Source organism: Arthrobacter sunyaminii (assembly GCF_018866305.1).
In the GTDB taxonomy this organism is placed as follows: Bacteria; Actinomycetota; Actinomycetes; order Actinomycetales; family Micrococcaceae; genus Arthrobacter_B; species Arthrobacter_B sunyaminii.
The window spans coordinates 2,504,750-2,526,636 of sequence record NZ_CP076456.1; the positions used below are offsets into that span (position 1 = coordinate 2,504,750).

Annotated in this window: 21 protein-coding genes; 11 read left to right on the forward strand and 10 right to left on the reverse strand. The window is 64.6% G+C overall.

Going from position 1 to position 21,887, the window contains the following annotated elements; all coding sequences use genetic code 11:
• The first annotated feature begins 5 nt into the window (after positions 1-5).
• The 5 genes from KG104_RS11230 (at position 6) to KG104_RS11250 (ending at position 5,568) form a co-directional block, all read left to right on the forward strand.
• Positions 6-371, forward strand: a complete 366-nt coding sequence (locus KG104_RS11230) for a MerR family transcriptional regulator (protein WP_207347196.1) — start codon at positions 6-8, stop codon at positions 369-371.
• A 368-nt stretch (positions 372-739) separates the two neighbouring features.
• The gene (locus KG104_RS11235; protein ID WP_207347059.1) at positions 740-1,687 is read left to right on the forward strand and encodes a 2-dehydropantoate 2-reductase; all 948 of its coding nucleotides are present in this window, start codon (positions 740-742) and stop codon (positions 1,685-1,687) included.
• A gap of 886 nt (positions 1,688-2,573) precedes the next feature.
• A complete protein-coding gene (locus tag KG104_RS11240) occupies positions 2,574-3,164 on the forward strand; it encodes a recombinase family protein (RefSeq protein WP_207347060.1) in 591 nt (196 codons plus the stop codon).
• A 6-nt stretch (positions 3,165-3,170) separates the two neighbouring features.
• On the forward strand, positions 3,171-4,601 hold the full coding sequence (locus tag KG104_RS11245) for a lipase maturation factor family protein (protein WP_207347061.1): 1,431 nt from the start codon (positions 3,171-3,173) through the stop codon (positions 4,599-4,601).
• Positions 4,602-4,692: 91 nt separating this feature from the next.
• Positions 4,693-5,568 (forward strand): alpha/beta hydrolase, encoded by an 876-nt coding sequence (locus tag KG104_RS11250; RefSeq protein ID WP_207347062.1) that lies wholly within the window; start codon positions 4,693-4,695, stop codon positions 5,566-5,568.
• A 23-nt stretch (positions 5,569-5,591) separates the two neighbouring features.
• Here the strand turns inward: KG104_RS11250 and KG104_RS11255 are convergent, their stop codons facing one another.
• The 4 genes from KG104_RS11255 to KG104_RS11270 form a co-directional block, all read right to left on the reverse strand.
• Positions 5,592-6,377: a pullulanase X25 domain-containing protein gene (locus tag KG104_RS11255; protein ID WP_237686893.1), complete on the reverse strand. Its 786-nt coding sequence runs from the start codon at positions 6,375-6,377 to the stop codon at positions 5,592-5,594.
• A gap of 48 nt (positions 6,378-6,425) precedes the next feature.
• Positions 6,426-7,244: a lipoate--protein ligase family protein gene (locus KG104_RS11260; RefSeq protein ID WP_237688586.1), complete on the reverse strand. Its 819-nt coding sequence runs from the start codon at positions 7,242-7,244 to the stop codon at positions 6,426-6,428.
• Between the two features lie 5 nt (positions 7,245-7,249).
• Positions 7,250-8,038, reverse strand: a complete 789-nt coding sequence (locus tag KG104_RS11265; RefSeq protein ID WP_207347064.1) for a thioesterase family protein — start codon at positions 8,036-8,038, stop codon at positions 7,250-7,252.
• Positions 8,039-8,107: 69 nt separating this feature from the next.
• On the reverse strand, positions 8,108-8,944 hold the full coding sequence (locus KG104_RS11270; RefSeq protein WP_104053954.1) for an aldo/keto reductase: 837 nt from the start codon (positions 8,942-8,944) through the stop codon (positions 8,108-8,110).
• Positions 8,945-9,102: 158 nt separating this feature from the next.
• Here KG104_RS11270 and KG104_RS11275 point away from each other — a divergent pair, with 158 nt between their 5' ends.
• Positions 9,103-10,071: an aldo/keto reductase gene (locus KG104_RS11275; RefSeq protein ID WP_104161279.1), complete on the forward strand. Its 969-nt coding sequence runs from the start codon at positions 9,103-9,105 to the stop codon at positions 10,069-10,071.
• Between the two features lie 43 nt (positions 10,072-10,114).
• Here the strand turns inward: KG104_RS11275 and KG104_RS11280 are convergent, their stop codons facing one another.
• On the reverse strand, positions 10,115-10,849 hold the full coding sequence (locus KG104_RS11280) for an SOS response-associated peptidase (RefSeq protein WP_104161280.1): 735 nt from the start codon (positions 10,847-10,849) through the stop codon (positions 10,115-10,117).
• 72 nt (positions 10,850-10,921) lie between these two features.
• Here KG104_RS11280 and KG104_RS11285 point away from each other — a divergent pair, with 72 nt between their 5' ends.
• Both KG104_RS11285 and KG104_RS11290 read left to right on the forward strand, forming a co-directional pair.
• Positions 10,922-11,260, forward strand: coding sequence for a hypothetical protein (locus KG104_RS11285; RefSeq protein ID WP_104053951.1), 339 nt, complete (start codon positions 10,922-10,924; stop codon positions 11,258-11,260).
• A 41-nt stretch (positions 11,261-11,301) separates the two neighbouring features.
• Positions 11,302-12,282, forward strand: a complete 981-nt coding sequence (locus tag KG104_RS11290; protein ID WP_104161281.1) for an SDR family oxidoreductase — start codon at positions 11,302-11,304, stop codon at positions 12,280-12,282.
• Between the two features lie 29 nt (positions 12,283-12,311).
• Here KG104_RS11290 and KG104_RS18115 read toward each other — a convergent pair whose 3' ends face one another.
• The 3 genes from KG104_RS18115 to KG104_RS18120 form a co-directional block, all read right to left on the reverse strand.
• Positions 12,312-13,616, reverse strand: a complete 1,305-nt coding sequence (locus KG104_RS18115) for a CAP and S-layer homology domain-containing protein (RefSeq protein ID WP_237686894.1) — start codon at positions 13,614-13,616, stop codon at positions 12,312-12,314.
• Positions 13,617-13,796: 180 nt separating this feature from the next.
• Positions 13,797-13,943, reverse strand: a complete 147-nt coding sequence (locus KG104_RS11300) for a hypothetical protein (RefSeq protein ID WP_181032299.1) — start codon at positions 13,941-13,943, stop codon at positions 13,797-13,799.
• A gap of 152 nt (positions 13,944-14,095) precedes the next feature.
• Positions 14,096-15,667: a GH25 family lysozyme gene (locus tag KG104_RS18120; protein WP_237686895.1), complete on the reverse strand. Its 1,572-nt coding sequence runs from the start codon at positions 15,665-15,667 to the stop codon at positions 14,096-14,098.
• 485 nt (positions 15,668-16,152) lie between these two features.
• Between KG104_RS18120 and KG104_RS11310 the strand changes: the two genes are divergently transcribed.
• The gene (locus KG104_RS11310; RefSeq protein WP_207347065.1) at positions 16,153-16,986 is read left to right on the forward strand and encodes an SDR family oxidoreductase; all 834 of its coding nucleotides are present in this window, start codon (positions 16,153-16,155) and stop codon (positions 16,984-16,986) included.
• 9 nt (positions 16,987-16,995) lie between these two features.
• On the opposite strand, the gene KG104_RS11315 is transcribed toward KG104_RS11310, so the two are convergent.
• Positions 16,996-18,378, reverse strand: a complete 1,383-nt coding sequence (locus tag KG104_RS11315) for a CoA transferase (protein ID WP_207347066.1) — start codon at positions 18,376-18,378, stop codon at positions 16,996-16,998.
• 98 nt (positions 18,379-18,476) lie between these two features.
• Here KG104_RS11315 and KG104_RS11320 point away from each other — a divergent pair, with 98 nt between their 5' ends.
• On the forward strand, positions 18,477-19,112 hold the full coding sequence (locus KG104_RS11320; protein ID WP_207347067.1) for an FMN-binding negative transcriptional regulator: 636 nt from the start codon (positions 18,477-18,479) through the stop codon (positions 19,110-19,112).
• A gap of 60 nt (positions 19,113-19,172) precedes the next feature.
• Complete coding sequence (locus KG104_RS11325) at positions 19,173-20,654, forward strand: amidohydrolase (protein WP_207347068.1); 1,482 nt, start codon at positions 19,173-19,175, stop codon at positions 20,652-20,654.
• A 49-nt stretch (positions 20,655-20,703) separates the two neighbouring features.
• Here the strand turns inward: KG104_RS11325 and KG104_RS11330 are convergent, their stop codons facing one another.
• On the reverse strand, positions 20,704-21,687 hold the full coding sequence (locus KG104_RS11330) for a hypothetical protein (protein WP_207347069.1): 984 nt from the start codon (positions 21,685-21,687) through the stop codon (positions 20,704-20,706).
• Between the last annotated feature and the right edge of the window lie 200 nt (positions 21,688-21,887).

Below are 21,887 nucleotides of genomic sequence, written 5' to 3' on the forward strand. Positions count from 1 at the left end.
GGACCATGCACATTGGCGAATTGGCTGAAGCAACCGGTCTGTCGCTGCGGACGATCCGCCATTACGACGAGGTGGGGCTGCTGCCGGCGACGACGCGCACGGAAGGAGGGTTCCGTTTGTACACTCAGTCCGACCTGGAACGCCTTCTGGTAATCCGGTCTATGAAGCCGCTGGGCTTTACTTTGGAGGAGATGGCGGAACTGCTGCGCATTGTCGATAATCTGGCCACGTCGGGAGAGCACCCTGACGAGCGGGACAAGCTCGATGCGTTCATAGCGGAGGCCAAACGCAAGCGGGACAAGCTCGCCCTCAATCTGGCTCGTGCTGAAGAGTTCATAGCCGAGCTGGGCCTGCGACGAGCAGCAGGCTGATCATTGCGTCTGCTGGTCTCCGTACGTGGGCCGCGACGGGTCAAACCTGCATGTCACAAGTGCCGAGCCGGAGGCCCGTGGGCTCCGGTATGGCATTGAGGGATCGGCCTACGGGCTATGTCATGGGATCAGGGCACGATCCCGGAACTAGGGCGCAGAGTTCTTGTGCGCTGAGAGAACGGTAGACGACTGATAAGCCACTGACATTTGATTGCTGAGGAACCGCGCCATTCCCCTGCCGGAGCTCAGGGAATCGCCGAACTGAGCAAATGAATTGAAAGCATCCGAGACGGTACTTGTGAATGATCCCCCTGCTCTTGTGGAACTATATGGTGACTCCAGCTGTCGCCAACCGGAAGGACGCAGCCATGAAAATTGGGATTATCGGAGCAGGAGGCGTCGGCGCATACTTCGCCGCCGCCCTGTCCCAGGCCGGTCATGACGTCCATCTCCTCGTCACACCCCGGCACTTGGAACCAATAAGGGACAACGGAATCCGTCTCACCACCGGTGATGGGCGGGACGAGCGCATTCCAGTTGCGGGTGTGAACACGGACGCCGCCGTCATTGGGCAGTGCGATGCCGTCATCATCGCCTGTAAAGCAGGTTCCGTGGCAGAAGTCATGTCGACGGCCTTTCCCCTTCTGGGCTCAGACACGCCGGTTCTGCCCTTACAGAACGGGGTCACGGCAGCCAGCCAAATCACTGCCGCTGCCGGTCCCGGGCATGCCATCGGCGGTCTATGCATGATCATCTCGTACTTGGCTGAGCCAGGGCATGTGCACCATGTCGGAGGGCAACCAGCCGTCACCCTTGGCGAACTTGACGGCTCACCTTCCGCCCGCACCCGGGAGCTCGCTGATGCATTAACGTCCGCCGGTATCGCGGCTCGGATTTCGAGAGATATCACCACGGATCTGTGGCGGAAGTTCATGCTCATCACCGCCTATGGAGGCATCGGCGCGCTCTGCCGCCGGAACGTCGGTGAAACCCGCTCCCATCCACACACGCGCGCGCTGGTCGAAGATGCCATGCGGGAAGTCGCCGACGTCGGGACCGCTGCCGGCGCGAACCTCACCAGTGATGACGTGGACATCACCATGGGCCACTACGACGCATTCACACCCGACAGCACGGCGTCGATGCAACGCGATCTCATCGCGGGGCGTCCCTCAGAACTTGAGGAACAGAACGGCGCAGTCGTCCGGATCGCGGCGGTGCACGGCGTTGCAGTGCCAATTAACAGCACGATATACCGTGCCCTGAGCATCCTCGACACCACATCCTCCACAGCAGGAGCCGGCCCGAGCTCGTAAGAACACTGTTCCGAAAAGCGATCCCTCAGCGGGTCGCCGCCGCTACCACCTGAGCCACCAACAGTTTGTTGCCTTCCTCCCAGCGCATACACCCCCTAATATGACCGGGCGGCTTCCTGCTAACGTTCGCGTCGTGGACACCTCATGGCACGTGCCAGCCCCAACCAGCGGAGACACGACTTGGACTCAGCTTGCGCAACTAGTCGCAACGAATGACGTTCTGCTGCATGGATCACAGACACCAAACCTTTCACTTCTCGAGCCTCGGGCGCCCCTCGACTACAGCCTCGACGAGTTCTCAAAAACGACAGCCGTCTATGCGACCGAAGACCCAACCTGGGCTATCGCATACGCCGTCCGCTCAAGGTCCTGCCGAGGCTTCTTGAATGCCTGCTTCTACCCGGGCGCAGGTGCCGGGGACCCATCCGAGCGGCGTATTTTTGTCTCATTCGCGGCCAATGAGAACGGCCAGGCTCCTCTGAAAGCTGGAGTGGTGTACATACTCCCCAGCAGGAGTTTCACCAGGATGCCCAGCTATACGGACCCCATTCTCGGACTAATTACCGAGTGCCAGTTTGTCAGCACCGAGCCCGTCCCTGTCATGGCAAAAATCTCAGTGCAACCCGCGAACATGCCGCTCACGCCGTTACTCCACGATTTCGAAACTGTTTCCAAGCGCGCATCTCTGAACCCGCTAGGTTTTCCATGGCTCCATTGAAGGATTGACCTTCCTCAGCGTCTGCCCGTAAGCCGGTCCCCCACCAGGGCGCATCCACCTAACTTACCTGTCCCGGAAGGTCCATATACCTGTTTGACCTGCTAATTCGCGTATACCCCGCCCACTCGTATGCCCGGTGAAGGTAGCGCAACCGCTACATTCGGATCCATGAGCGCCCACACTGTCGGTTATGCCCGCGTCTCCACCAGCGAGCAGGACCTCACTGTTCAGCAGAACCAGCTCGCAGCTCTCGGTGTCCCCGAGGACCTGATCTATACCGACCACGGGCTGACCGGCACCAACCGTGACCGGCCAGGACTGCGTCAGGCCCTGGCTGCGGTCCGTGACGGGGACACCTTTGTCATCACCAAGCTGGACCGCCTCGCCCGTTCCCTGCCCGATGCCCGGGACATCCTCGAAGAACTCACGAAAAAGAATGTGAAGCTGAGTATCGGCGGATCCATCCATGATCCGTCGGACCCTGTCGGCCGGCTGCTGTTCAACGTCCTGGCCATGGTTGCCGAGTTCGAATCCGACCTTATACGGGCCCGAACCCGGGAAGGCATGCAGATCGCCAAGGCAAAGGGCCGGCTTCGCGGCAAGCAGCCCAAACTCTCCAAAGCGCAGGAAGCACACGTGGTCTCCCTGTATAACACGGGACAACACACCACCACCGAGATTGCCGAACTCTTCAAGGTCGCCCGCAGCACGGTGTACCGCATCGTCCAACGAACGCCGCCCTCTGAGCGCAACGACTGACGTGCCATGGATCTTCTCAACGCCGAAGGATACGAGTTTGCACGCCAGGTGCTCCAGCGCGGCATCGCCGCCGTTTACCTGATCGCCTTCATCTCCGCCGCCAACCAGTTCCCGGCGCTGCTGGGTGAACACGGACTGCTGCCGGCACCGCGGTATCTGGCCCGGACCGCCGGACGCGGCATTCCCACCCTGTTCCGCTGGCATTATTCGGACCGGTTCCTGCGGGCGGTGGCCTGGACCGGCGCCGCGGTTGCAGCCCTGCTGGTGGCCGGGCTGCCGCAGAGCGGACCGCCGTGGCTGCCGATGCTGGCCTTCCTGCTGCTGTTCGGGCTGTACCTGTCCATCGTGAGCATCGGCCAGACGTTTTACGGCTTCGGCTGGGAATCGCTGCTGCTTGAGGCCGGCTTCCTGGCCGCCTTCCTGGGTTCCAATGAGGCGGCTCCCCCTGTCACGATCCTTTTCCTCTTCCGCTGGCTGGTGTTCCGGCTGGAATTCGGCGCCGGACTGATCAAGATGCGCGGGGACCGGGTGTGGCGGGATCTGACCGCACTGTATTACCACCACGAGACCCAGCCGATGCCCAATCCGGCCAGCTGGTGGTTCCACCACCTGCCCAAACCGCTGCACAAGGCCGAAGTGCTCGGCAACCACTTCGCGCAGCTGGTGGTGCCCCTTTTCCTGTTCTTTCCGCAGCCGGTGGCCGGAGTTGCGGCGCTCATCGTCATCATCACCCAGCTGTGGCTCATCCTTTCCGGCAACTTCGCCTGGCTGCACGTGCTCACCGTCCTGCTCGCCTTCAGCGCAGTCGCAGATTCGAACCTCCAGGCGCTGCTGACCGGAGCCGCCTTCAGCACCCCGCCCGCTGAGGCCACCCCTGTCTGGTTCGCCGTCGTCGTACTGGCTGTGACGTTGCTGATGCTCAATTGGGCGTGGGAGCCGCTGCGAAATTTGTTCAGCAAAAACCAGCTGATGAACGCCAGTTTCAACCGCTGGCACCTGTCCAACGCGTACGGCGCGTTCGGCAGCATCACCCGGTCCCGCAACGAGGTGGTCATCGAGGGGACACTGGACGAGCCGGGTCCCGATGCCCAGTGGCGGGAGTACGAATTCAAGGGGAAGCCCGGTGATCCGGGCAGGATGCCCCACCAGTTCGCTCCGTACCATCTGCGGCTGGACTGGCTGATGTGGTTTTTGGCGCTGGGCGCTTCCGGCGGTTCCTGGTTTCCCGTGCTGCTGCAGAAACTGCTCGACGGCGACCGCCGCACCCTCGCCCTGCTGCGCACCGATCCCTTTGCCGGCACACCTCCCCGGTGGGTGCGCGCGCGGGTGTACCGCTACCGTTTTTCCACGGCTGCGGAACGCCGGGCCGACGGGGTGTGGTGGGTCCGCGAGCCAGCGGGCTTTCTCATCGATCCGGTCCGGAGAATCGTTCCCTGACACCTACCGCCGGGAAACCCGGCAATGGCAGACTTACCAGTTACCACCCAGCCTGCGGACCGGATTACCGCCGATGCGAGGAGCCCTGACCATGACCCCAGTGGGGAGCCCGCCCATTCCCTTCGCTGCCCTGGATTCGGACGCCCCGGAGTTCGAGGACCGCACTCCCGTGGTGTTCATCCACGGATTGTGGCTCCACTCCACCAGCTGGGACCCCTGGCTGGAGCTCTTTCAGGAGCACGGTTATGCGCCATGGGCTCCGGGCTGGCCGGGCGAACCCGATAGCCTTCCTGCCGCCAATGCCTTTCCGGAACCGATGGCCGGAACCGGAGTGGCCGAAGCCCTGAGCCATTATGAGGGACTCATCAGGAGGCTGCCCCGCCCTCCGGTACTGGTGGGCCACTCCTTTGGCGGGCTGCTGGCCCAGCAGCTTTTGGCCCGCGGGCTGGCAGCAGGGGCAGTTGCGGTTGCTCCCGTTCAGTTCCGGGGTGTCCTGCGGTTGCCGCCTGTCCAGCTGGCGTCACTGTTGCCTGTGCTGCGGAACCCGCGGAACGTCCACACAATCGTCCGCCAAACCCCGCAGCGTTTCCGCCGGAACTTCGCCAATGCCGTTTCCGAACGCGAATCCTATGACCTGCACGCCACCTGTGTGATGCCGGCACCGGGACGGCCGCTGTTCCAGGCCGCGGCGGCGAACCTTAATCCGCGCACGGCGGTCCGGGTGGACACCGCCGCGGCCAGGGGTCCGCTGCTGCTGGTGGGTGCAGGCCGTGACCGCGTGGTTCCGGCCTCTGTGGTCCGGGCAGCTGCGCGCCGCTACCGTTCCTCGGCGTCAGTCACCGAGTACGCGGAACTGGAAGGCAGCGGCCATTCCCTGGTGATCGACCACGGGTGGCAGATTCTGGCCGAAGCCGTGCTGGGGTTCCTGAACCGGCACGGGCTCTCGCCGGAACCGGCGGACGGTTAGTACCCGATCAGGCTGGTACCTGATTAGGCGCTGACATCCGGTTTGGTGACCACCGTGTGCGTTGCATGGTCGTACAGGAACGTCAGCGGGCCGCCGTCGTGCACCATGTTCATGTTGGCGCCGTCCCGGTGTCCGTGCTGTCCGTAGTTTTCGTCCCAGGATCCGTCCAGCGCCACTTTGTATTCGTAGTGGCCTGCGGGCAGGTCCGCAGTGAGCTTCCAGAGCTCGTCACTGCGGTCAAAAGTGAGCTGCAGACCGGCGGGGTCCCAGTCCGCCCGGCCCAGGGCGCTGCCCATGTTGCCGGCAATAACGACGGCGTCCGGCTGCGGAAAGGAGGGTTCGGGCAATTCGGCGCCCTCGTGGGCACCGTGGTGTTCCGGTGGAATTCCGGGAACTGCCGCAGCTTCCTGCAGCGCTCCTTCAATGACTTCCTCCACGTCAGCGGACGCTGCGGGCGGTGCGGCGGCCGGAGCCTTGCCGTTCATGGCAGCCAGCAGATCGGCGGTGTCCGGGAAATCCTGAAGTGCCTGGCGGCCGGAGGCGGTGATGCTCCAGCCGGCCCGGCCTTCCTTGGTGATCCAGCCTGCTTTGACCAGTTTGCTGCTGGCGTTGGACAGGGCACGTTCTCCGCGTGCCGCCCCGCTGGCCAGCAGTTCCGCCTCGCTTCCGGTCAAGGGCACCCGGGTCACGGCGGCAGAGAGGACTTCTCCCCTGCTGATCCGGCGCTCGGCGGAGGGATCTTCCGCTGCCAGGACCTCCAAAACTGCCCTAAGCCTCAGTGCCGTATTTTCAATGCTGTTCTTTGCCAACGTCTCTCCTTCGTTTCTCACGTGCAGATCCATCACCCAGCTTACTGATCACAGCAGGGATCGCTGGCTTGCAGTGGCGCCGGACACCGCGGCGGCGGGGTGCAGGGACCGTGCCAACGTGTCGAAATCGCCAAAGCCCAGCGAAGTGCGGGCAGCATATGCCTCGATCAGGGCCGCTTCGACACCTTCCAGGTCAACGGTGCCGGTGTCCTCCGCGGCGCCGGCCGTGTCCGGGTTCCAGTCCAGGCCCAGTGCCGCGTAACACTCGTCCAGTACCCGCCGCAGGGGCGCGGCATCCTGCACCACAAACACCGAGGAAAAGAGCCAGGCACCGGAGACCACACGCTGCGCCGTGCCGACGAGCTTGATTTTCCGACCGCCGGCGGTGGTGCCGTGGACAGTGAACTCGCCCGGGCAGTATTCTCCGGGAATCTCACCCACTGCGGCATCGGCACCTGCCCGCTGCAGCACCGAGGCATACATGTCACCGAAGGCGGCAAACCGTGCCCGGGAGCCTGCCACTGCATTGGTCCCGGGCTCCACGTGGTCCACTACCAGGCAGCCCTGATGGTAGGCCGCTGCACGCCCTCCGGCCTTGCGCACCAGCGGCTCAAATCCCTGCGCACGGCAGGCCCGCACAGCGTCGTCAAACCCCGGAAGGCGGGCGTCGCGCTGGCCCAGCGCCACGGTGGGGCGGGGACGGTAGAGGCGGAGCGTCGGCCCCAGTTCCCCCCGCTTGGCTGCGTCCAGCATCCCGAGTGCGAAGTCCAGATCCTCCGCCGCACCCAGGCTCTGTTCCTGTCGCACCACGGTGAGCGGCTCTGCAGCAGCGGCTCCGCCGGCGGGGAGGAAGGCGTCAGCGGACACGGTTCCTAGGCCTGCCCGCCGAGCCGGCGCACGGTCAGGATCTGCTCACTGCGGCCGAACGGCCCCTGCTCATCGTGCAGCACGGAGGAGGTCAGCCCGATGCCATCGGTTCCAAACGTGACCCGGGTGTCCAGCCCCAGCCACTCCCCCCGGGGCGTCCGGTGAAGGTGGATCTGCAGGTCGACGTTGGGGAACATGTAGCTGTCCCCGCCCGGCGGTACCCGGGCCGCGATGCCGTTGGCGGTGTCCACCAGGCCCACCATGCGCGCCAGGTCCGACGTCGTTTCCCCCTCCAGCATGGAGTGGGGCGTGCGGATCCACACCTGGCCCCGGCCCGGGCGCAGGCCCGGCACGGCGCGGAAGTCCAGTGATCCGATGAATTCCCCCGGCCACTCGGTCATTCCGCGGGCTTCTTCAAGGCCGTCCGGCCCGGGCATGGAAGCGTCCTCCAGGGCTGCCACTTCGCCGGTGGATCCCAGGGCCAGACGCCAGGCGGTGGCCCGCACCGCCGCCCGACCGCCGGCAATCAGTTCCGCTTCCAGCAGTTCAATGGTGCGCCCCGGGCGCAGGACCTTGGTCCGCACGTCGAAGGTGCCGCGTGGGATGACGCCGAGTATGTCGTAGCTGATCCGTGCCACGCGCATGTCCGGACGCGGACTGCACGTTTCCAGCGCATGGGCGAGCAGGCCCGCCACGGGTGCCATGTGCTGCTCGTGCTCATTCCAGGCGCCCTGCGTATGGATGGTGGATTCAAAGGTTTCCTCGCCCAGGGCGCGGTAATACGACTCGGCCACAGATGTGCCCTCCTTGAGGTTCAGGTTTGTGTCTCAGGCTACATCAGCGGCGGCTCCGGGGTGCCTGAGTCAGTACTGGCTGAAGGCGGCCGTGGCGGGGTCCGCGCCGATCCTTGAGCCGGCGTCGAGCTCGTTGATCTGTTCCATGTCGCGGGGAGCGAGCTCCAGGCTCACGGCGGCGAGGTTTTCCCGCATCCGCTCCGGAGTGGCCGTTTTGGGGATGGCGATGTTCCCGGAGGCCAGATGCCAGGCCAGCACCACCTGGGCCGGTGTTGCATCGTGGCGCCGCGCAATATCAATTACAGTGCTGGTCGTCAGATCCTGGCTCTGCCCCAGCGGGCTGTACGCCTCAACCGCCATGCCGTGGCGGCGGGACGCATCCGCGAGCGCCCGCTGCTGGAAGGTGGGGTGCAGCTCGATCTGGTTGACGGCGGGCGGGACGTCTGCGGCCTGGGTGAGTTCATCCAGGTGCTCCGGCAGGAAGTTGGACACGCCGATGGCGCGCGCCAGCCCGTCGGCGTAGATCTGCTCCAGGTCCTGCCAGGCCTGCAGGTACAGTCCCTGCGAGGGAACCGGCCAGTGGATCAGGTACAGATCCACGTGCTCCAGGCCCAGCGCTTCCCTGCTGTCCTCGAATGCGGCACGTGCCCGGCCCTGGTCCCCGTTGCGGAGCTTGGTGGTGATGAAGAGATCCTCGCGGGCAATCCCGGACGCTGCGACGGCGGCTCCCACCGCTGCTTCGTTTTTGTAACCGGCTGCCGTGTCGATGTGGCGGTAGCCGGCTTCGAGGGCACTTTCCACGGCTTCCTGGGTGCTCTCCGGGGGAATCTGGAAGACTCCGTAGCCCAGCTGCGGAATGCGGACTCCGTTGTTCAGATCCAGTCCCGGGACATGTTCATGCGTCATTGAGTGCCTTTCATTGCGTTTGGCCTCCACCCTATTTCCCGCGGGAACTGTTGGATACCCCTAGCCCGGGAGTGTCCGGACGAGCAGAATGGGTCCTGCATCCGCGGTCCCGCTGCCCGGGGCCGGTGCTCAGCCGTCCACTACGTGAGGATTCCTCCATGCAGTACACCCACCTGGGCCGTTCCGGCCTCAGTGTCTCCCGCCTGTGCCTGGGCACCATGAACTTCGGCCCCAAGACCGAGGAAGCGGACGCCCATGCCATCATGGACTCCGCACGGGAGGCAGGCATCAACTTTTTTGATACCGCCAACGTCTACGGCTGGGACAAGAAGGGCTGGACCGAAGAAATTGTGGGCCGCTGGTTCGCCAAGGGCGGCGGCAGGCGCGAGGATACGGTCATTGCCACCAAGCTGTACGGATCCATGAGTGAACGCCCCAATGACACGTTCCTGTCGGCACTGAATATCCGCAGGGCCCTGGATGCCAGCCTGAAACGGCTGCAAACCGACTACATTGACCTCTACCAGTTCCACCACATTGACCGGAACACTCCCTGGGACGAGATCTGGCAGGCCATGGACGTGGCGGTGCAGCAGGGCAAGATCATCTACAACGGCAGTTCAAACTTTGCCGGCTGGCACATCGCCCGCGCCCAGGAGGCTGCCCAGCGCCGGAATTTCACCGGGCTGGTCAGTGAACAGAGCATCTACAACCTCATCACCCGTGCCGTGGAGCTGGAAGTGATCCCGGCGGCACAGCAGTACGGTCTGGGACTGCTGCCGTGGTCGCCGCTGGAAGGCGGCCTGCTCGGCGGCGTGATCAAGAAGACCGGGGAGGGTGGCCGGCGCACGGAGGGACGGGCGAAGGAAGCGCTGGAAACCCACCGGGAAGCGCTGGTCCAGTACGAGGACTTCGCCGACGAGCTCGGTGTTGCCCCCGGCGTCCTGGCCCTGGCCTGGCTGCTGCACCAGCCCGCCGTCACAGCCCCAATTGTCGGTCCGCGGATTCAGGCACAGCTCGACGACGCACTCAAGGCGCTGGACACGGAGCTCGACGCCGAGGCGCTCGCCAAGCTCGACACCATTTTCCCCGGCCACCGCACCGCGCCGGAGGACTACGCCTGGTGAAGGGCAAGCGGGCGGAAGATTCAATGGACTCGTCTTTCGCCCGCTATGCCTCCTGCGCCGGGAGGATCAGCTCCGGCCCGTTGTTGCGCACCGAGTTGACCTGGCTGGACACCACCCGCGGGGTCAGCACCGGTTCCGGGATGGCATCCAGCAGCTGCTGCACACCCGTGGTTTCCGTCAGTTCCGGGTCCAGCCAGTCCGAGTAGAGGTCCGGGGGCACGATCAGCGGTGTGCGGTCATGAATATGGCCCAGTGCATCGCTGGCTTCGGTGGTGATGATGGTGAAGCTCAGCAGCCATTTGTGTTCATGGTCTTCGGGCAGGGAAGGATCAGGCCAAAACTCATACAGACCGGCAAAGGCCAGCGGATCCTCGGACGGCGAATACAGGTACGTGGGGATTTTGGTCTTGCCGGACTTTTCCCATTCGTAGTAGCCGTCGGCCGGCACCAGCGCCCGGCGCTTCACGGCGGCTTTGCGGAACGCCGGCTTTTCCAGCACCGTTTCCCGGCGGGCATTGATCATCCGGGATCCGATTTTCGGATCCTTCGCCCATACCGGCACCAGACCCCACTTGGCCGTGGCCAGCCGGCGGACCACGGCAGGCCGGCCGTCGTCGTCGTGCTCTCCCCTGCGGTGGAAACGCTCGGTGACGATGCGCACATTGTCGGTGGGGGCCACATTCCAGGACGGAGCGATGTCCTCCCCCACAGCCTGCTCCGCGGCGAAGGCTGCCACCAGGTCAGATGTTGCCTTGGCCATCACATATCGTCCGCACATGCTCCCATTGTGCCCGCCGCAGCGGAGAACTCCAGAGCAGGCCTTATTCGAATATGTGTTCTACTTTTAAGTATGGATCAGGATGCGGCAGCCCGGATCGCCGCCCGCTACGCCCGGCGAGCGGAGCCGATTGAACTCACCCCCGAAGAGCTGGACTTCGAACACCACCCCGCCGCCACGTCGGTGCCGGGGATTCCTGTCTGGGCCTGGATCCGGTTTCCCAGCTCCGCCGAGCGGGTCAAGGGCGAAGCCTGCACCTGGAATGCCAAGGCGGTCCAGGTGCTGTGGACTGACGCAGGCATCCGGCGCGCCACGTGGGTGTGGGCATCAGCCGTCACCCGGCGCACCAGCGGCGGCCGAAAGACGGGCCTTGGCGAGCGCACCGGTGGCGCAGAAACCGAGACTCCGTAGACTGGGCTCCGGCAGCCGTTGGATCCGAGCAGGGAGCACACATGGACATTCTTCTCATCGGCGGAACCGGGGTCATCAGCTCCGCCGTGGCCGGGCATGCGGCTGAACTGGGCCACCGGGTCACCCTCCTCAACCGCGGAGCCTCAACCTCGCGGCCGGCTCCCGCCGGAACCGAGGTTCTGCACGCGGACATCCGTGATCCGAGGGCGGCTGCCGAAGTCCTGTCCGGCCGCGAGTTCGACGCCGTTGCGGACTTCATCTCGTTTGTTCCGGAGCAGCTGGCGGCGAGCATGGAGCTCTTCCGCGGCCGCACCGGCCAGTATGTGTTCATCAGCTCAGCCTCGGCCTATCAGAAACCACCGGCCCGGCTGCCCATCCTGGAGTCCACTCCCTTGCGCAATCCCTTCTGGCAGTACTCGCGGGACAAGATTGCCTGCGAGGAACTGCTCACTGCCGCTTACCGGGACGAGGGTTTTCCCGGAACCGTGGTCCGCCCCTCCCACACCTACGACCAAACCATGATTCCGCTCACGGGAGGATGGACGGACCTGCACCGGATGCGGGCGGGGCTGCCCGTCCTCGTCCACGGGGACGGCACCTCCTTGTGGACCCTGACACACAGCCGCGACTTTGCGCGTGCGTTCACCGGCCTGCTCGGCCGGCCCGCGGCCGTGGGCGACAGCTACACCATCACCTCGGATGAGTTCCTGCCGTGGAATGAGATTTACCGGATTCTGGCGGCGGCGGCGGGTGTGCCCGAACCGCGGCTGGTGCATGTCTCGTCGGACACCATTGCCGCCCACGATCCCGGACGCGGGCCGGGCCTGCTGGGCGACAAGTCCCACTCGGTCATCTTCGACAACACCAAGATCAAGTCGCTGGTACCGGGGTTCGCCGCCCAAATCCCCTTCGTCCAGGGTGCGGCGGAAATCCTCGCCTGGTACGACGCCCACCCCGCGGAACAGAAGATTGACCCGGGATTCATGGCCCTTTCGGACCAGCTGGCCGCCGCGGCGGGCTGATCCGAAAGGTTCCTGCACCGCAGAACGTGCTAGGAAGCCCAGCGTTTCATGAATGCGGCCATGGCGTCCCGGGCGATGGTTTGTCCTGGCCGGTACTCCGAAGCGCCGCCTGCGGCGGGCCAGCCGGTGGATACCCCGTTGGCCGCGAGCCAGGAGATTTCCTTGTAGAACTGGTGGGATTTCGTAACGTCGGTGAAAGGCGATGTTTTGGGCGCCGTGTATTTTGGAGACCCCTTCAGCCGGTACAGGAAGGCGGCCATGGCGTCCCTGGACACCGGAATACCGGGACGGAATATTTGTGTGCCGTTTTTCTGCTTCCAGCCCGTCGATATTTTCTTGGCCGACAACCACGCTATTTCTTTGTAATAAGGATGCGAAGTTTTAACATCCGCGAAGGGGGATTTCTTCGGCGGCGTGTATGCGGGTGAACCGGAAAGCCGATACATAAAAGCCGCCATTGCTTCCCGGGACACCGCTTCAAAAGGACGGTATGTCTTGGTCCCGTTCTTTTCCGTCCACCCGGTGGAGACGCGCTTGGCGTGCATCCAGTTCATCTCGGACAGGAATTGTTGTCCGCTCTGCAGATCGCTGAAGGGAGACACCGGAGCCGGCGGAGCGGCCTTGGGGTAACCGGCCAGGTTGGAGACCACCAGATGCCATCCCTTGTACGGTCCGCTGGTGGGCACTACGTAGCCCACCCCGGCATGCGTCTCCCGCGGATCCAGCATCGCAGCCCGGTGGGCTGGAGAATTCATCCACCAATCCACCACGGACGCCGCTGAAAAGTTGAACGCGATGATTTCCCCGTACCAGTTGGCGCCGGAAGGAATGACGGACAGGCCGGCATCGGGGCGGTGAATGCCGTTCCAGTCAAAGTTCGGATCTGCTGTGGCAACCCGCAAATGGTTCGCCCAGCCCTGGGAACCGTCAGCGATCTGCTGGTTCCAGATCAGTGCGGGAACCCCCGCCGCCCGGCGCTTGGCGTTCATCAGGTCAAACACCGCTGAAGCGAAGGCGTCGCTCCGGACCGCTTCCGCTGAGGCATCCGGAACGGCTGCACCCGCGCCGGATACTCCGGCCGCAGCGGCCGCCGCATCGACGGATGCCTGAGCCGCTTCGGGAGACAGAAGACCGGGGTCAGGTTTCGGGGTATCCGGAGCCACGGGAGGAATGTCGGGAACCTCCGGCTGCTGCACCTCAACCGCCGGTACGGCAACAGTTCCGCGCGCCGGATGCGCAGCGGCTGCAGCACTTCCCGGAACGGCAACGGACGCAAGGGCTAAGGCACAGATGACACGGACGGCAGCAGTCCGGAAGGAGGTATTCTTTTTCATGATTGGGTTTATCGTAGCGGCACGCTGCGATATTAGTCCATCGTCCGGACGATAAATGGATTTGCCGGATTTATCGTCCGACACTTCAGCGTTTGATGCCGCAAGAATCCGCTGGAATCTATTGTCCCAGCCGGAAGGCAGGAATGCCGGAAACCCTGTCCGCTGGTTATTGGAATGCGGTTAGGCGAGGTGATTCCGGCGGTTGCGGTGCTCCAGGAGCAGCCGGGCTCCGTTAATCATGAGGGTTTCCACGGGAACCCCCTGTTCTTCAGCCAGCTCCTCCAGCTCCCGTCCCAGTTTCGGCGGGATCCGCAGTTCAATGTTCATGCGTTAAATCGTATCGGCGCCGCAGACCCCGGGTGACCGATCCGGAGTTCATTACGTCACCCTTCGGCGGCTCCCAGCACCCGGCACCCAGCACCCAGCACCCAGCGAACGGTGCATGAAGCGGCCCTCCGCCGGGTGCCGTGCGGAGCGGTCTAGAACTTGGTGTCGTAGCGATGCAGGAAAGCCGCCATTGCATCACGCTTAATCGGTTCGTAGGGACGGAAAGTTCCGTCGCTCCAGCCGGTGGAGATCCCGGTGGCGGCCAGCCAGCTGATCTCCTTGTAATACATGTTGCTGACCGCAACATCCTTGAACGGCGAGACCCGCGGAGCGCTGTAGGCGGGGCTTCCCGCCAACCGGTAGAGGAAGGCGGCCATGGCGTCCCGGTTGATGGCCAGTTTCGGTCCGAACTGGGTGCCGTTCCAGCCGGTGGCCACACCCTTTGCACGAAGCCAGTTGATCTCCTTGTAGAACTCGCTTCCCGCGATGTCCTTGAACTTGGACTGGGCCGGCGGGGTGTAGGCGGGTCTGCCCTCAACCCGGTACAGGAAGGCTGCCATGGCTTCGCGGCTGACCGGTTCCAGGGGACGGTAGGTCCCGTCCGCGTATCCCGTGGTAATCCGGGCATCCCTAAGCCAGGTAATGTCCTTGGCGAATTGTGAATTGGCCGGTACATCCTTGAACGGTCCCGCCGCCGCAGGCGCGTTCCGAGCGAAAGCGGTCAATGCGGCTTGAGTCCCGTTCCAAACGTTTGAATCCCCCACAAACGGTCCGGTGCTGCTGTACTGCCACACACTGTAGTAACTCCAGCTTGCCGGGAGCGGACCGGCGCCCACCTCGTTGTAGCTGGCAATATGCAGGGGGTTGTCCCCGAAGGCCGCACTGTTGCCGGTGCACCGTGACCACCAGTCGGTGGTCGTATAAATCATCGGGGTGCGGCCGGTGCGGGCCTTCACCTGGTTGGAGAACGCCTTGATCCAGTTGACCATCTGGGTTGCGCTCATGTTGTAACAGGTATTCCCCAGGGAAGCATAGGGGTTGTACTCGATGTCCAGGAGGGGCGGAAGTGTCTTTCCGTCCGCTGACCAGCCTCCGCCGTTGTTGACGAAGTAGTTGGCCTGATCAACAGCTGAAGACACACTGGGCAGCGCAAAGTGGTAGGCGCCGCGGACCATACCCACGTTGTACGACCCGCCGTACTGCTGGTTGAAGTTCGGGTTCTTGTAGCTCGTTCCCTCGGTGGCCTTTGCGTAGGCAAACCGGGCTCCCTGAGCCCAGGCACGGTTCCAATCGACGTTGCCCTGGTGGCTGGAGACATCCATGCCCTGGATTCCTGGGGGACGCCAGTTTCCGCCCAGGGGTTCGGCTGCGTCAGGAGCAGCAGTGTCAGGCCCAGCAGTCTGCGGTTCGGATTCGGTAGGCGACGATGTCCCCGCCTCGGGATCCGACGCCGAAGGGTCGCCGGCTCCGGGCGTTTCGAGCATCTCATCGGGGGCCGGCAGCTGGGCATCGCCGGACACGGTGAGGCGGTGGATACCCTGGCCCATCCGTGCACCGTTCTCACCAATGATTTTGGCTTGCTCGGCCTCACTGAGGCTGGAGGCAGGCATGTCAGTGCCCATGGCGGGGACGGCAGCCGCGGCCGGACCCGCCAAGCAGGTGACGGCCAGCAAGGCTGCCAGCGCTGCCGATGTGAGGCCTGTGGAAAGCGTCGTCGTTTTCATTTATTTCCTGGATGGTGTTGTTGGTGTTCCCGCGCATTACGCAGATGTGAAAAACCACAAAGGTTTTCGATTACCGTTTTGCCGCACTGCACAGCCCCCCAGCCTTGCCGTTCGGCTGTTCCGGTCCCCGATGCAGCCGCCTCTCCCGGGAAATGATGGGAATGGAGAACTGATTCACCGTTTGTCGCGGCGAGGGGATTGATTCCCGGAGCCTGCTATTACGGTAGGCCAAGATAATTCCGGACGTCAGGTTGCACGGGCCGACTAGAGTACTTTGCAGGTAAATCGTTACATACTCATATTTTTGAAGTTCATTGCCTTGGCAACCGGATCCGCCATCCGAATAACCTCTGCCGCAGAATGTTCCCCGGTCAGCACTGAGGCGTTGGCCTTTGGGGAAACCAGCCACCTGCTGCACATCAGCGGGTACTGTCAGAATTATCCGGCAGGCTCCCCTGCCGGAATCCGATGGGCATTGGAGCATCATGGCAACGGACGTACTGGTAATTGTTGGAATGGGCGGCATGGGACAGGCCGTCCTGCGCCGTTCGGGCGCCGGCCGCAAGGTCCTGTTGGCCGATTTTGACGAATCCCTCTTGGAGACTGTCGTTTCCACCGCGCTGGGGGACGGGTACGACGTCGTTTCCCAGCGGGTGGACGTTTCCTCCCGCGATTCCGTGGCTGCGCTGGCGGCAACGGCCGCGGAACTGGGAACGGTCACCGGCGTCGTGCATACCGCGGGGCTTTCTCCCGTCCAAGCGCCGGTGGAGGCCATCTGGAAGGTTGACCTGTTTGGTACCGCGGTGGTCCTGGACGAATTCCAGAAGGTCATTGCCCCGGGAGGCTCCGGCGTCTTCATCTCCAGCATGTCGGCGTACATGGTGGGCGGCCAGATTCCTGCTGACGTTCTGGCCAGCCTTGCCGCAGTGCCGACGGATGATCTGCTTCTGGTCCCGTTCCTCGCCGGCATCGACAACCCCGGATACGCCTACGGCATCGCCAAACGCGCCAACCAGGTGCGGGTGCAGGCGGCCAGCCTTGCCTGGGGCGCCCGCGGGGCACGGGTTAACAGCATCAGCCCCGGCGTCATTTCCACGCCCATGGGTCAGCAGGAACTCGCCGGTGAATCGGGTGCCCAGATGCGGGCCATGATCGAAGGCTCGGGCACCAAGCGCGTGGGCACACCGGCAGACATCGCCAACGCGGCGGCTTTCCTGCTGGGACACGATGCCAGTTTCATCACCGGCATGGACCTGCTGGTCGACGGCGGTGTGGTAGCCGCCCTCGACACCGCGCAGCGCGCACGCGTGGCGGGCTAGCGCCAGCCCTCAATCCACGCGGTCCGATCCACTCCAAACCAATGCGGCGCTGCCATAACGCGGCGGAGGCCAACGGTACTCAAGCTGTAATCCGTTGATCAGCAGCGGCGGGGGCACGAAGATCAGGTCACCGTAGTCGCTCCGGCAGCCGCGCAGCACCGGCTCGAGCACCACCGGCTCGGTGCCGGGCGGCGGGCCGGGGAACCGCATCAGTTCCAGAGCCGTCCGCGCCAACGACAAATGAGCGGATCCGCTCAGTCCACGTGCACGGGCAGCCACCAGGGCGACGGCGGCAGCAGACATCCCCAGCCCCGTGGCGTAGTCCAAAACCTGCACAGGGAGCGCACCCGGCCGCCACTGACCATCCTCCCCGGTGCCCCCGTAGAGGTGGGAGATACCCGCGGCAGCCTGCACAATGCTGTCAAAACCGCGCCGGCCGGCCCACCCTCCGCGGTCCCCCCAGGCGTCCAGCGAGACCACCGCCACCCCGGGATGATCAGCACGCAGCGTCGCTGCCTCGAGCCCGAAGCGGGACAGCGCCTTTGAACGGTAGGCGGTGAGGACGACGTCGGCCCTCTCCAGCAGCGCGCGCAGCCTCCGGTAGGCGTCCGGGTCGCCAAAGTCCGCGACGGCGCTGCGTTTGGAGAACCCGGTGTCCACATACTGGTCCTCCAGTTCCGGGAAGGCCGGCGGATCCACGCGCAACACGTCAGCACCCAGTGAGCCGAGGATCCGGCTGCCCGACGGGCCGGCAATGACCCGGGTCAGGTCCAGAACGCGCAGTCCCGCCAGGATGCCGCCGCGGCCGCTCGGCAGGGATGCCGCCTCCACTGCTTCGAGGTTCAACCGGAGCCAGGGTTCGTGGAGTACGGCGCGCCCCGGCTCGGAGGCTGCCCACTGTTCAGGGGTGCGCACCGCCGCGGCCAGACCTCCGTGTTCCGTGACCGCTTCCTCCACATCCGCCGAGGTGCGCCGGCGCACCTCGGCGTCCACCTCCTCAGGCCTGCTGATATTCAGAGCCGCCAGCAGGGCACGTTCATGGTGCGGATAATTGGCGTGCAGCCGAACCCAGCCGTCGGCGCTGCGCCGGAACCCGGAAAGTGGAGCGAATCCCCTGACCGGGTCGCCGTTGACGCGCAGGTGGGAAACTGAAGCAAATGACGCCGCTGCGCCGTCGGACGCAAAACCAACCTGCTCCCGGCGGCCGGCGGAAGACGCGTAAGCGGAGACCGCCGTAGCGAGCGCCTGCAGCGCCCCTAACCCGAGGCCTTCGACGTCGAGCGGTCCCGCCCACCACCACCGCGCTCCGGTCCGGACAGCTGGTTCGAAACCATCCGGAAGCAACGGTGCCAGGCTGCGCCACAGTTCCGGTACGGGGGTCTGAGCCGTCATAAACGAAGTATGCACGTGTTCAATGCCAGCGCGCAGCCACGGCCTGTTCAGCCTCCTGTTAGGGTGGCCCGAACGCGGCACGCGCTAAGGAAGGACCGATGAGAGACAACCCCAGCTATGCACTTGATGATGCAGAGGCCATCAAGGACCTGGTCCGCAGCAATCCCTGGTGCACTTTCATCAGCCAGGTGGACGGCCGCGGACTGGTCGCCTCCCACTATCCGGTCCTGTTGGACGAGGACGCCGAGGGGATAGTCCTGCTCAGCCATGTTGGCCGGCCCGACGAGGAGATACACGAGCTGGGGCGGCACGAAATGCTGGCGATCATCCAGGGTCCCCACGGCTACATCTCCCCCGGCTGGTACGACGGCGGTCCCGGCGTCCCCACCTGGAACTTCGCCGTCGCCCATCTCTGGGGCACGCCGGAAATCCTGTCGGACGCCGAAAACCTGGCAGTTCTGGACCGCTTGGTGGAACACTTCGAAGCGCCGCTGCCCGAGCCGCATCTGCTGCACGCAACCAGCGAGAACAGCGAGTATGCCCGCCGCATTGTCCACGGCACCGTCGGTTTCCGGCTGCGGGTCACCCGGATGGAGGGCAAAGACAAGATGAGTCAGGGCAAGAGCCCCGAAACAGTCCGGAGCGTCATCGACCACCTGGAGCGGCCGGGACCCTACGCCAATCCGCCGCTGGCCGTACGAATGCGGCAGATCAACGCCGAAACCCTTGGCTGACAAGCTGCCGGGAACCCGCCCGTCCAGCCAATGAACGCCCTGCATCCACAAAGGACACTCATGGACCCGCGCAGCATCCTGCTGAGGAACGCTTCGTTTCCCTCCCTCCAGGGACTGCACGATGTCGCGCTGCACGCCGGACGCATCGCGGCCATTCGTCCGGCGCGGGGAACTGCACCGGGGCGGGGCACTGATGAGGTCCACGACCTCGACGGACGCTTTGTTCTCCCCGGCCTGTGGGACAACCACGTTCACTTCACCCAGTGGGTGATCCGGCAGCAGCGGCTGGACCTGACGGGCACCGGCAGCGCCGCGGATGTCCTCGCACTGGTGGCAGCAGCCATTCCGACCGGAACCGCAGGGGAACCCCTGGTGGGGTTCGGTTTCCGCGATGCCCTCTGGCCGGACAGCCCAACATGCGCCGGCCTGGACGCCGCCTCAGGCACGACGCCGGTGGTCCTGATCAGCGCTGACCTGCACTGCCTCTGGGTCAACACGGCGGCAGTCCGCACTCTGGGCATCACAGGGGCCGACGGCGGCCTGGTCCGGGAAGCGGAGTGCTTCCGGACACTGGAGAAACTTGAGGATCCGGACACCATCTCGTTCGAGGCCTACCGGCGGGCCGCTGAAGCGGCAGCCCGCCGCGGCGTCGTCGGCATTGTGGACTTTGAAAACGCCGACAACCTGCAGCTCTGGCCTGAGCGCGTCCGTCACGGTGTTGATGCGTTGCGGGTTGAGGTCTCGGTGTGGCCGGACCGGCTGGCCGGCGCCATCGAACTCGGAGCGAAAACCGGCGACGTGCTGGACGAGTGCGGGCTCATCACCATGGGTCCGCTCAAAGTCATCGTGGACGGGTCATTGAACACCCGCACAGCCTGGTGCTGGGACCCGTATCCGGGGCTCCCCGCGGGCCGGAAGCACTCCTGCGGCCAAAACACAGTCCCGATGCACGAGCTGCGGATGCTCATGGCTGCCGCGCGCGACGCCGGTATCGGTGCCGCAATTCACGCCATCGGCGACCGGGCCAACACGGAGGTCCTGGATATCTTCGAAGAGCTGGGCATGACCGGAGTGATCGAGCACGCACAGCTGGTGCGGGAGACGGACTTTGCCCGTTTCGAGGAGCTGGGCCTGGCCGCCAGCGTCCAGCCCGAGCACGCCATGGATGACCGGGATGTGGCCGATATGTTCTGGCCCGGACGCACCGAGCGGGCGTTCGCGCTGGCCTCCCTGCACCGTGCCGGGGCAAACCTGCGGCTGGGTTCCGATGCCCCGGTGGCTCCCCTGGATCCCTGGTTTGCGCTGGCCTCAGCGGTCAGCCGGAGCCGGGACGGCCGGGAGCCGTGGCATCCTGAGCAGTGCGTGCCGGCGGAGGTTGCCCTGGCCGCGAGCGCCCGCGGCCGGTCGGGGGTGCGCGTGGGCGAGGCGGCCGACCTTGCCGTCACCGAGATGAATCCCCTGACCACGCCCGGTGAGCAGCTGCGCACCATGCCGGTCTCGGCAACGCTGCTCGGCGGCAGGTTCACCTGGTCCGGCCTCTGAGCGGCAGCACCCGCGACGGCGTTCCGGGAGAGGGCTGTCCGGACAAGAACTAGGCAGCTACGATGCCTTCCTCTTCCCGCACCCGTGCGCGTTCATCGGACAAGCGGATCCTCCGCACGCTCCACCGATGAGTCAGGGCCAGCAGGACTCCGGCAGCAACCAGCCACAGTGCCAGCTTTAGCCCGTCAATGCCGAACGGCTGGCCCGGGAAATACACCATGCTTTGCGCGGCGTGCAGCCAGGCCGCACCGTTCCAGAACGTCCCCAGCGCGGCGAAGAACGGCGGCAGTGTTTCCGACGTAAAAATGCCGCCGCTGCTGGTGAAGTTGAGCATGACAAACAGCATCGTGAGGGTGGGCGTAGTCCATTTCCGCAGCACCGGATGCAGGGCGACGCCCAGCAGTGCAATCGTGGTGACATAGAGCCAGGACAACAGCCACATGCTCCAGAGCCCGTTTTCCAGGATCCCGTAAATGGGGCCGGCGATGATCACGCCCATCCCCGCAATCACCGCAGAGCTGCCGACGACGGCGGCGGCCCGCCATGGAACGGAGACCTGTCCGGCAACGGCGGAGATTGCCACCGCACTCGAGTATGCTCCGACGCTCAGCCCGACGAGCAGGAAAAACAGCCCCTGGGAGGTCGGATCATGTTCGTTGGTGGGTACCACATCAACGATGTCCAGCGGCAGATGCTGGTCAAAAGCGACGGGCTGGAAGATCTTCTTGGCCACCTCCGCCGTCGTCGCGGAGGCCGCTGACGCAACGTACAGCGTGGCCTCAGCGTCGCCGGGCTCGTAGGCCGCGGAGATTTCGCGGTCGACCATCAGCTGGCGGGCCGTTTCGGCGTCGGCCACCACCCGGGTATCAAGACGCCCGGGCTCCGCGTCATTGAGCTGCTGGGCGAAAACCTCCGCCGAAGTCCCGGTACCGATGATTCCGAGGGACAGATGGTTGGGTTCGGGCTCATGGAACGCGCCCAGGTAGGCCAGCCCCATTCCCGCGGCAAGGAAGAACGGAATCAGAAGGTGCATTCCCAGGGACTTCCAGAAGGAAACCCCAGGAACGGAACCCCCGCGCCCGGGCCGGTTTGGTTGCACGATGGGCTCCGGACGGACCGATTCAGGTGACGGTGCGGTAAGGGACGGGTCAGGCATGGGACCTTTCAGGAAACAGGACGGAGACTTCCGTAAGTTGCACTATGCAACGTTCCATTGTTGCATAGTGCAACATC